General features: G+C 42.0%; 9 protein-coding genes. All 9 read right to left on the reverse strand.

All coding sequences use genetic code 11. The features are described from left to right. The coding region (locus tag ACLOR3_RS08515; RefSeq protein WP_412037143.1) for a YSIRK-type signal peptide-containing protein at positions 1 to 401 on the reverse strand (401 nt) is incomplete at its 3' end. Between the two features lie 715 nt (positions 402 to 1,116). Next, positions 1,117 to 2,358 (reverse strand): aminopeptidase, encoded by a 1,242-nt coding sequence (locus ACLOR3_RS08520; protein WP_411400821.1) that lies wholly within the window; start codon positions 2,356 to 2,358, stop codon positions 1,117 to 1,119. 18 nt (positions 2,359 to 2,376) lie between these two features. Further along, the gene (locus ACLOR3_RS08525; RefSeq protein ID WP_023022162.1) at positions 2,377 to 2,526 is read right to left on the reverse strand and encodes a hypothetical protein; all 150 of its coding nucleotides are present in this window, start codon (positions 2,524 to 2,526) and stop codon (positions 2,377 to 2,379) included. Continuing rightward, positions 2,523 to 3,218, reverse strand: a complete 696-nt coding sequence (locus tag ACLOR3_RS08530) for a DUF8309 domain-containing protein (RefSeq protein ID WP_411400819.1) — start codon at positions 3,216 to 3,218, stop codon at positions 2,523 to 2,525. Before ACLOR3_RS08530 ends, ACLOR3_RS08525 begins: the two co-directional genes overlap by 4 nt. A gap of 37 nt (positions 3,219 to 3,255) precedes the next feature. Next, complete coding sequence (locus ACLOR3_RS08535; RefSeq protein WP_125329787.1) at positions 3,256 to 3,534, reverse strand: type II toxin-antitoxin system RelE/ParE family toxin; 279 nt, start codon at positions 3,532 to 3,534, stop codon at positions 3,256 to 3,258. Then, the gene (locus ACLOR3_RS08540) at positions 3,527 to 3,790 is read right to left on the reverse strand and encodes a type II toxin-antitoxin system RelB/DinJ family antitoxin (protein ID WP_411400817.1); all 264 of its coding nucleotides are present in this window, start codon (positions 3,788 to 3,790) and stop codon (positions 3,527 to 3,529) included. Before ACLOR3_RS08540 ends, ACLOR3_RS08535 begins: the two co-directional genes overlap by 8 nt. Positions 3,791 to 3,891: 101 nt before the next feature. Further along, positions 3,892 to 5,757 carry a DUF262 domain-containing protein gene (locus tag ACLOR3_RS08545; protein ID WP_411400815.1) on the reverse strand — a complete coding sequence of 622 codons (1,866 nt, stop codon included), beginning with the start codon at positions 5,755 to 5,757 and terminating at the stop codon, positions 3,892 to 3,894. After that, on the reverse strand, positions 5,751 to 7,061 hold the full coding sequence (locus ACLOR3_RS08550) for a DUF262 domain-containing protein (RefSeq protein ID WP_411400813.1): 1,311 nt from the start codon (positions 7,059 to 7,061) through the stop codon (positions 5,751 to 5,753). The genes ACLOR3_RS08545 and ACLOR3_RS08550 overlap by 7 nt, the downstream gene beginning before the upstream one ends. A gap of 96 nt (positions 7,062 to 7,157) precedes the next feature. Next, a partial coding sequence (locus ACLOR3_RS08555) for a PolC-type DNA polymerase III (RefSeq protein ID WP_412037144.1) occupies positions 7,158 to 10,018 on the reverse strand: 2,861 nt, incomplete at its 5' end.

Raw genomic sequence — 10,018 nt, forward strand, 5'->3', positions numbered from 1 at the left:
TTTTCTTCTTGCTCTGGATCTTTAGCGGGTGTTTCAGTCGCTGCTGTTACTGGAACCGGTTGAGCTGTCCCATCAGCTTCTGTAACAGAGATCGCTTCTTCACGAATCAAGCGATCAAGATCGGATGCGCGCAATTCCCGATCAGGTAGGGTTGGTTGACTTTGATCGACGATTGGAGCAGGAACAATTGGTTTTTCTACTACCGGCTGAGCAGCTTCCTCGGTAGCAGACTGAGGCAAGTCTCCTTCACTTGGCTGTGTCGGAAGAGTCGTTGCAGGGCTTTCTGTAACACTCGGCGTATCTGCTGCTACGACTTGACCGCTGGCAAAAAAGCCAACCAGTACCGAAGCAACTCCTACAGCATACTTGCGAATAGCATAACGTGGTTGATGTGATTTCATCAGGACCTCCTAAAATTTGTTGTGTGTAAACGCTTACTTCCAGTCTATCTAGAAAGCAGGCCCTCGTCAAGGCTTCTTTGAAAGGTTCTTTAATTAAGAGAAGAAGCTATAAAATTTTATCCCTATATTTCATTAAAACTAGCTGACACAAAAAAGAGCTTAGTCGTTAAAACCAAACTCTTTATTTTTATTCTTGAAAAACAAAGGCTCTAAATAGCTCATTTCCGTCTCTTAGCACAGTGGTTGATGGCCCAAAACACTGTTTTGAGGTGGTGGATAGGGATTGCGGAGCAAGGCCCCTTCCTAATCAACTGGGCGGGGGTACTAAAAAGGTCCTGTGGACCTTTTTTGCCCGAGCCTCAAAATCGAAAAGCGAGGAAGAAATCGAGACTGCGTCTACCGATTTCTGTCTCTTGGCGCAGGGGTTGATTGCTCAAAACACTGTTTTGAGGCGGCGAATAGGGATTGCGGAGCAAGGCCCCTTCCTAATCAACTGTGCGGGGGCACTAAAAAGGTCCTGTGGATCTTTTTTGCCCGAGCCTTAAAACCAAAAAGCGAGGAAGAAATCAAACTCTTCGAGTTACTGATTTCTGTCTCTTGGCGCAGTGGTTGATTGGAACTACTCCTACCTGCGGTACTCGTACTTCCTAATCAACTGTGCGGGGGCAAAACTACGAAATCAAACTCTTCGAGTTACTGATTTCTGTTTTGCTCCCTATATTGCCCAATCTCCGTTGCGGAAGACTGGGACGCGGGTGCCGTCTTCTCGGATACCGTCGATATTCATTTGGCTTGAGCCGATCATGAAGTCGACATGGACGTCTGAGCGGTTGAGGCCAGCTGCTTCGAGTTCTTCTTCTGTGAACTCTGCGCCGCCTTCTACACTGGTTGCATAGGCTGCTCCGATGGCCAAGTGGTTAGAGGCATTTTCATCAAAGAGGGTGTTAAAGAAGGTAATGCCTGATTGGGAAATTGGACTTGGGTCTGGGACAAGGGCACATTCACCTAAGGCACGCGCTCCCTTGTTTTTGAAGACCAAATCTTTCATGACTTGATCACCTTTTTCAGCTGTGATGTCTACGATTTCTCCATTTTCAAAGGTCACTTTGATGCCTTCGATGATGTTCCCATTGTAGCTAAGCGGTTTTGTAGACGTTACATATCCTTCTGCACGACGGAAGTCAGGAGCTGTGAAGACCTCTTCTGTCGGCATGTTTGGCAAGAAGCCTTCGCCCTGGGCATTGATAGCCCCCGCAGATTCCCAGACGTGGTTCTTCGGCAAGCCAAGGGTCAAATCAGTTCCTGGTGCTGTGTAATGAAGGGCTGAGAATTGTTCCTTATTAAGGGTATCTGCCTTGCTCTTGAGAATAGCTGCATGCTCTTCCCAAGCTTTGACTGGATCTTCTTCGTATACCCGACAGGTCTTGAAGATCTGATCCCACAGGAGATCCACTGCTTCTTCATCACTAGCCGCATTTGGGAAGACCTTTTTCGCCCATTCTAAACCTGCTGCAGCAGCAACGGTCCAGCTGACCTTGTTGGATTGAGTAGCGATGCGCATTGGTTTCATAGCCATGCCCAAAGCCTTAGCAGAAGCAGAAAGCTTCTCTGGCTCGACACCATTTAAGGCACCTGGATCAGACGAGCGCACACCTAAGCGACTGGCCTTGTGTTCCAAGAGGTAGTTCATCTCTGCAATCTTGTAGTCAGGCACGTTGTCCAAGCGATCCATCGGTGCATGGAGGAATTTCTCCCGGGTAGTGAAATCATCTGCCCATTGGATGATAACTTCATGCGCCCCCAAGGCATAGGCCTCCTTCACAATCAAGTGGGCCAATTCTCTTTGCTCCACATCGATGTTCAAAGCCAAGGTATGGCCAGGTTGCACGTTGATGCCGTTTGCAACTAACAATTTAGCGTATTTTTCTAAGTTTTCTTTAAAATTTGGTAAAACCATGTTCAATCCTTTTCTATATTAATCCTTTAAGAGTGACAAGAGGTTTGCTACCACGACAGTGGAGCAGACCAGGCCAGTGACTTTTAAAATTGTATCGGTATCTAGCTCTAATTGATAGCTAAATGTTTTTTGAGCAGGTTTATCTTCTGCAAATATTTTTACTCTCATCGTTCTATTCCTTTCTTAGCATCCTCTTCACCTAGATAAAGGCGTCTTGCCTCTGGGCTGTTGGTAAGAATATCGAGATAAGTTTCATAATCATCGGGCAGAGGCTTTCCCAAAGAGATATCTAGCTCTGGATTCACATTTTTCCCGTAGAGAAAGCAGAGATAAAGACGTTCATTGAGTGTCGGAAAGACTTCAAGTGACATGAGCTCAGCCTGACCGACCCGCTCCCAATCTTGCTCTTGGATATTTGGTAGGATATAGGCTTGGAAGAGTCCCATTAGAGGATTATCCTCTGGTTGGCCACTATCCTTATCCGCCTGAACCAAGGAAAGCCGATGACCAAAACCAGCTACTTGGCGCTCCCGTCCCTTCACCAAAACCGTAATCGGATGCCCTCCCATATGGCTATAAATCCATTCTTTGGGTAACCGATAATCTAAGAGAGGGTCAAGATCTTTGATAATCGTTACAGGACTATAGCGTAGAAACTGACGAGTGACTGCTTTACAAAAGAGAATATTCTCCTCTTTCAAGGTCACTCCCTTCCAGCTATTTTCCTCCTTGAAATAGTTAAAAAATACCAGATAGGGCTCTCGCACCATTTGTGCTAAGACATAGACACCATTCCGTAGGCGAATGGAAATGACTTTCCCCGACTTCCAGGGTGCTGCTCTTTTTTTCTTTTCTATCATTAGCCAACCTCAAACTGAGCGAGGATTGTTGAATCCATTAAAACAAATCACTATGACTTCCTGTCCTCAGTAAGTTTAAAATCAATTCATCCTTGTCCACTTTATACACCAACAGCCAATCCGGCTGAATATGACACTCACGAACATCTTGAAAATGCTTGGAGTTTGTCAGTTGATGGTCACGATATCTGATAGGAAGTTCTTTTTCTTGAATCAGAAAATGCAAGACTTCTTCTAACAAATCTGCCTTCAATCCACGCTTCATTGCCAACTTAAAATCTTTTTTAAACTGTTTATGATAGCGAATCTTAAGCACGCAAGTCCTCCATCAAGTCTGAGACAGATTCAAAAGACCGACTCATATTCCGATTTTGCTCTACATCCGTGACCACTTGAAGCAATTTCCTGTTTTCATCTATCTTTACATCAAACGGTAGACCCTGATATTGAATAGCCTGACGGAGGAAAATGTTGATGGCTGTTGTCATATCCATCCCTAAATGATTAAACACTAGTTGGGCCTGCTCCTTAACCTCACTATCCAAACGAATACTCATGCTCGTCTTTGACATATTCTCACCTTCTTTCTATTAATTATTATAACAAAAAAGAAGGCTACTGTAAATCTATTGGATATACAATAGCCTTTTTAAATTAATGATCAAGGCAATTCTTATGACTTACTTTCTATGAATCTTTTGACCATAGGTAAAATTTCTTTTTCAAGTCCTTTTATTTGATATGATTCCCATTTAGTTTTTTCTGTTATATTAGCCATTATTTGTAACTTTAGACTCTGACGATCAAAAATTCCTTCCCACTGTTTATATTTTGCACTCGGGACTAAATTTCCAAATTTTGAATTTTGACTATCTGTAATGATACAAAGGTTCCCAAAAGAGTGTAAGAATTGATCATCCATTTTCTCAATTTTTTCATCACTATTTGGATGTTGTGGGAACCAATGCTCTATGGAACGACGATAAGCAAATTTGAAATGATCAAATTTAACACCTTTATACTTCCTTCCTAACTCTTCACGATTTTTCCATAAGATGTAATCAATAAAATTAAATGCATAAACAGGAATGTCACCATATTTCTTAATAATATCTTCCTCGGTGAACAATCTTCCCTCAGCATATCTCACAGCCATTTTCTCAAGAAAATCCTTAAACAGACTAGCAAATTCTGCTTGATTTAACTCTTCAATATGCTTGTAGAGAAATTGTAAGATCTCATATAACCAACGACTATCACGATTGGCAGTAAAGGTCACAGCAAACATGGATTGGAGGTGGATAATATTTTTATGTAAATTGTCAAAAGTGTTTTTTTGAAAATTAATTCGAACATATTTCCATCCTCCATTTTCATTTCGTTGATATGTCTCATACTGACCTCGTTTTATTTGCCATTCTGTTTCATTTTCTAATTGGACATTTTTTACGATAAGCGTATCAAATATATGCTTCATAGTCAGAAGTAGTTGCCCAAATTGTTGGACCCATTCTCTATCTCGTCGTTCAATTTCAAAAATTTTCAATAATTTTTTATCATCAAATGTAGTTTCATTACTTCCTTCCATGATAAAAAAAACTTGAAGCAAAAACGTTGGAAAATCAATTACAGTCGTATAATTTGAAATATCTGCTCCATAATTTACTAAGCTACTGCTTTCATATTTTGTCTGAGTAATTGCATCTAGTAAACTCCGTTGCTCAATTTTTTTTACACTTATTTTCTCAAATACACTTTCCAATTTGAAGGTATTAAATTTTTCTCCAAAAATTTTCTCTCCCTCTTCATCAGTATTATTTGGTCTGCTTCGGATTTGAAAAGCTTTTAATACCGGTTTATCAAACTCTGCACAGGCATCCCAAATTCTTGCGAACTTTTGAGCCATTTCTTGATCTGTACCGAATTTAGCCATCATTTGCGCCTTAAGAATTTCATGAGCTTCTAGTTGTTCACCTCGAGAGTTAAAACGTTCAAAATAAAGATTCAAATCTAAATCTTTAGGAAGTATACTTCGAAAAATGATGACATTATCAAAAAGATAGTCAACGAAAGACTGAGGATCCAATTGACGCTCTCCTAGCACTTTTTTCAAGGCATCTTTAGCATGCCCGTAACCTCTAGTTAATTCATTTTCATCGTCCTCAGAGATTTTTTGCTTAGTAAATAGTTTTTGAATATTCTCATTTGATTTCTTCCTAGCTGGAAAGGTAAGATTGACAGCTTTCAATCTATCAAAACCAAACTCATGCTTCAAAGCTAAGGCAATCAAATTAAGGGCTGTTGTCCGTTGTTGCCCATCTATGATTTTGAAAAGGTCATTCTCTTTATTAACGACTAATGTTCCAATATAGTAATTATAGTAATTGTCTCTATTTTCTTGAAAAGCATCTGCTACGTCGTTCAATAACTGCTCAATTTCATCATAAGTCCAGGCAAAATTTCTCTGATAAAGAGGGATAGCATAGGTATCTTCATTTAACAAACGATTAACTGATAAGCTTATATGTGTTTCTACCATTTATCTTTTTCCTCTTCTATAATCTTGTCCACAGTATAATTTTCAAATAACTCTCTATCTATCTTGACCATGAAATCATTCGGAGTGACAGCATGAGATAAAAGTTGAAATAATTTTTGAACCTCTTTTTGTCTAAACCTTCCACCAGCAGCATAGTTTCCTACTGTAGCATCATATATAGCACGAGACTTTACACGCGGGTAGTAAGCCCAAATAAACAAGGTCTCTACTATTTCTTTTGATAGCTCTTCTTTTCCAAATCTCTCTGCAAAAAGCAAGCAAATATTTAGAAACAAATTATGACACTTGATATAGCGTCCTTTTGAACTATTGTAAATTTTCGACATACCTTCTGGATAATCTGAACTATTTTCTGTCCTCTTAGTATCATTAGAAATTCCTAACTGTTTATTCAAAACATCTATATGATCTTTAATCGTTTGATGGACAGATTCAATATACTTAAAAAATTCACTTCCATCAATGATTGGCATGGTTATTGACATAGGGAAGTTTTCAATATGACGGTATAATTCTAGGTATGGAAAATTCTGGTTCAAATCAACGCCTTTAAAATCGTCAATAAAATCCTCTGTAAAACGGAGATAAGAACCATAACGCTTGTTTGTTAATCCTGTTTCTCCCCTAGACCAACGCCTCATACGAAAAAGATGTTTATCAAATAACTCTTTGAGACTTAAATCTTTATCTTCTACAAATTGCTCCCACTTTTCCACAATTCTTTCATCTTCGGTATCTTCCTTGCGAAGATGATAGGCTTTGAGCAAATCATGAGGTTCTAAAGATTTACCACGATTATTCTGAGAATCAAATAACTGAAAGGCTTCAGATAATCGTTCCTGTGGCATAGTAATCACAGAGACAGCACAATTCTCTAATAAAAAGTTGCAAATATCTTGTGCCTCATTTTCACCAACCAATTGAGTCAAATTTTTCCACTCATTATAATTTTCACTCGCATGATAGCAAGATAGCTCTCCAAATACAGCAGCACTCAGCAGTTGCTTAGCACCCTTATAATTCTCTAAATCATCTAATAAATGAAGAAACAAGGAAATAGAAATTAGCCGTTGCTGTCCATCGACAATATCGTATCCATCATTTTCATGTAAGATAACGGAACCAATCTGATATTCCTTTTTCCCCATAGCATCTCGTAAATCATAAAAAAGATTACGAATATGCTTTCTGTTCCACTTATAAGGTTTTTGATAAGAAGGAATCCGCAAATTCCCTTCTTTCAATAGCTCTCCAACCTTTTTTGAAGTAAATTGAATACCCATTTCATCCGCCTTTATTGTATTTTTAAAAAAACTACAAATTCATATGAATCTGTAGTTAAGAGTGGCTAATTCTTTTGAATAAAAATCATTTATCCATCAAAACAAATCATCAAAGAGACTGAGCTGGTTGTCTTCTGGCATATTACCAAGGATTCCCATCTCGTCCATCTTTTCTACCAAGGTTGAGGAGACGCCTCCACGTTTGCGCAACTCTGTTTTAGAAAGGAATTCTCCTTCTTTGCGAGCTCGTACAATCTGCTTGGCTACGTTTTCTCCCAATCCATCCATGGCGACAAATGGTGGGATAAGGGTGTCTCCATCGATGATGAATTCCGTCGCATCACTGCGGTAGAGATCTAGTTTCCCAAACTTGAAGCCACGCTCCCACATCTCATTGACAATTTCAAGAGTGGTGTAGAGGTCGATTTCCACATTGGAAGCTTCGTTGTTCTTACGTTTTTCAGCAATCTCCTTCATCCGCGCTTTCACGGCTTCTAGGCCTGCACCCATGGTCTTGATATCAAAAGCCTTAGCCCGAATAGAGAAGTAAGCACAGTAATAGTAGAGAGGATGGTGCACTTTGAAGTAAGCTACCCGTAAGGCCATCATAACGTAGGCTGCCGCATGGGCTTTGGGGAACATGTACTTGATTTTTCCACAAGACTCGATGTACCATTCTGGTACATTATTGGCTTTCATTGCTGCGATATAGCCATTGCGCTCTTCTTCAGAAATCTTAAGCCACATGCCTTTCCGCACCCGCTCCATGATGGTAAAGGCCATCTTGGGTTCGAGTCCTGCGTGCATGAGGTAAACCATAATGTCGTCCCGACATCCGATAACGGTTGATAGGTCGGCAATTCCTGCCTTGATCAAGTCTTGGGCATTTCCCAACCATACGTCGGTACCGTGAGACAAACCAGAAAGCTGAAGCAACTCTGCAAAGGTCGTCGGATGGGTTTCATCCACCATGCCTCGAACGAAGTTGGTCCCAAACTCTGGGATCCCTAGCATACCGGTTGAGGTACCGATTTGCTCCGGTGTGACTCCTAGGATATCGGTCCCTGAGAAGAGGGCCATGACCCCTGGATCATCCATAGGAATATCATTTGGATCAATGCCTGACAAATCTTGGAGCTTGCGAATCATGGTCGGATCATCGTGTCCCAGGACATCGAGCTTGAGGACGTTCTCATCGATATCGTGGAAGTTAAAGTGGGTGGTCTGCCATTCAGCTGTCACATCATCTGCTGGGTACTGCACAGGAGTGAAGTCATAGACGTCCATATAGTTTGGAATAACAACGATTCCCCCTGGGTGCTGACCAGTCGTCCGTTTGACCCCAGCGGCTCCTTGGGCTAGGCGTTCCACCTCTGCATCCCGGTAGTACTTGCCATAATCTCGCTCATAGCCCTTGACAAAGCCATAGGCCGTCTTGGCTGCAACAGTACCTACTGTCCCTGCCCGGAAGGCATATTCTTCCCCAAAGATATCCCGGACATCCAAGTGGGCACTCGGCTGGTCCTCCCCTGAAAAGTTCAAATCGATATCGGGTACCTTGTCCCCATCAAAACCAAGGAAGGTCTCGAAAGGAATGTCCTGTCCATTTTTGCTGAGCTTGTGCCCACAGTTAGGACAGTCCTTATTAGGCATATCAAATCCGGAACCATAGGAACCATCCGTGATAAACTCACTGTACTGGCACTGACCACAGACATAGTGAGGCGATAGAGGATTAACCTCGGTAATTCCAATCATGGTCGCTACGAAACTGGATCCGACGGATCCCCGTGAACCAACCAGGTAGCCCCGTTCATTGGAACGATGCACCAAGAGTTGGGAAGCCAGATAGATCACGGCGAAGCCATTCCCCAGGATAGAGGTCAATTCCTTTTCAATCCGTAAATCAACAATATCAGGCAGCGGATTACCATAGATTTCAAAGGCCTTCTGATAGGTCAATTCGGCAACTGTCTCTTCGGCCTTGTCGATAAATGGCGTATAGAGGTCACCCTTGACCACTTCAACAGGTTCAAAGATTTCTGCCAGTGCGTTGGTATTTTCAATGACCAATTTTCGCGCCAAGTCTTCCCCTAGGAAGGCAAATTCATCCAGCATTTCATTGGTTGTACGGAAATGAGCTTTTGGCAGGGGTGCTGGTTGAGCATTTTCTCCATGACCGATAGTCCGGTTGATCATAGCCCCTTGCCCAAGACTGCGGACAATAATTTCCCGATAAATCTCTTCCTCAGGCTCAAGATAGTGGACATTTCCTGTCGCGAGGACCGGTTTGCCAAGGCGATCTCCCACCTCAATCAAGCTCTTGATGATGGTCTGGAGCTCCTCCATGTCTTTGACCTGCTCTTTGGCAATGAGGGGCGCATAGATGGCTGGAGGCATCACCTCAATAAAGTCATAATACTTGGCTACTTCGACTGCTGCGTCAACTCCTTGAGAAACGACCGCGTCAAAGACCTCTCCTTCAGAACAAGCCGATCCCAGGATCAAGCCTTCTCGATGGGCATCTAAAACTGTCCGCGGAATCCGAGGAACACCCTCAAAATATTGAGTATTGGAAAGAGAGACCAATTTGAACATGTTTTTCAAGCCAGTCTGGTTCTTGACATAGATGGTCGCGTGTTTGACCCGAGCTTTTTTGTAGGAATCTGGACTAATTAGATCCACATTCAGCTTGGCTAGATTGGTCACGCCATGTTTTTCTGCGACATCCTTGATAAAGATAAAGAGCAAGCGACCCGTCGCTTCCGCATCATAGTTGGCCATGTGGTGGTGCTCCAAGGCAACCCCAAACCGCTTGGTCAAAGGGCCCAAACCATGACGCTTGTACTCTGGATAAAGATTACGCGCGAACTCTAACGTATCAATCACTGGCTGAGTGATTTTTGGAAGGCCATGACGCTCATAGTTGGCATTCATGAAGCCCACGTCAAAGGTGG

The sequence above is a fragment of the Streptococcus intestinihominis genome (assembly GCF_046824975.1).
GTDB lineage: Bacteria > Bacillota > Bacilli > Lactobacillales > Streptococcaceae > Streptococcus.

Bases quoted from the DNA above. Each gene is read 5' to 3' on its own strand.
- ACLOR3_RS08520 (WP_411400821.1), bottom strand. From the start codon at position 2,358: ATGGTTTTACCAAATTTTAAAGAAAACTTAGAAAAATACGCTAAATTG.
- ACLOR3_RS08525 (WP_023022162.1), bottom strand. From the start codon at position 2,526: ATGAGAGTAAAAATATTTGCAGAAGATAAACCTGCTCAAAAAACATTT.
- ACLOR3_RS08530 (WP_411400819.1), bottom strand. From the start codon at position 3,218: ATGATAGAAAAGAAAAAAAGAGCAGCACCCTGGAAGTCGGGGAAAGTC.
- ACLOR3_RS08540 (WP_411400817.1), bottom strand. From the start codon at position 3,790: ATGTCAAAGACGAGCATGAGTATTCGTTTGGATAGTGAGGTTAAGGAG.
- ACLOR3_RS08545 (WP_411400815.1), bottom strand. From the start codon at position 5,757: ATGGTAGAAACACATATAAGCTTATCAGTTAATCGTTTGTTAAATGAA.
- ACLOR3_RS08550 (WP_411400813.1), bottom strand. From the start codon at position 7,061: ATGGGTATTCAATTTACTTCAAAAAAGGTTGGAGAGCTATTGAAAGAA.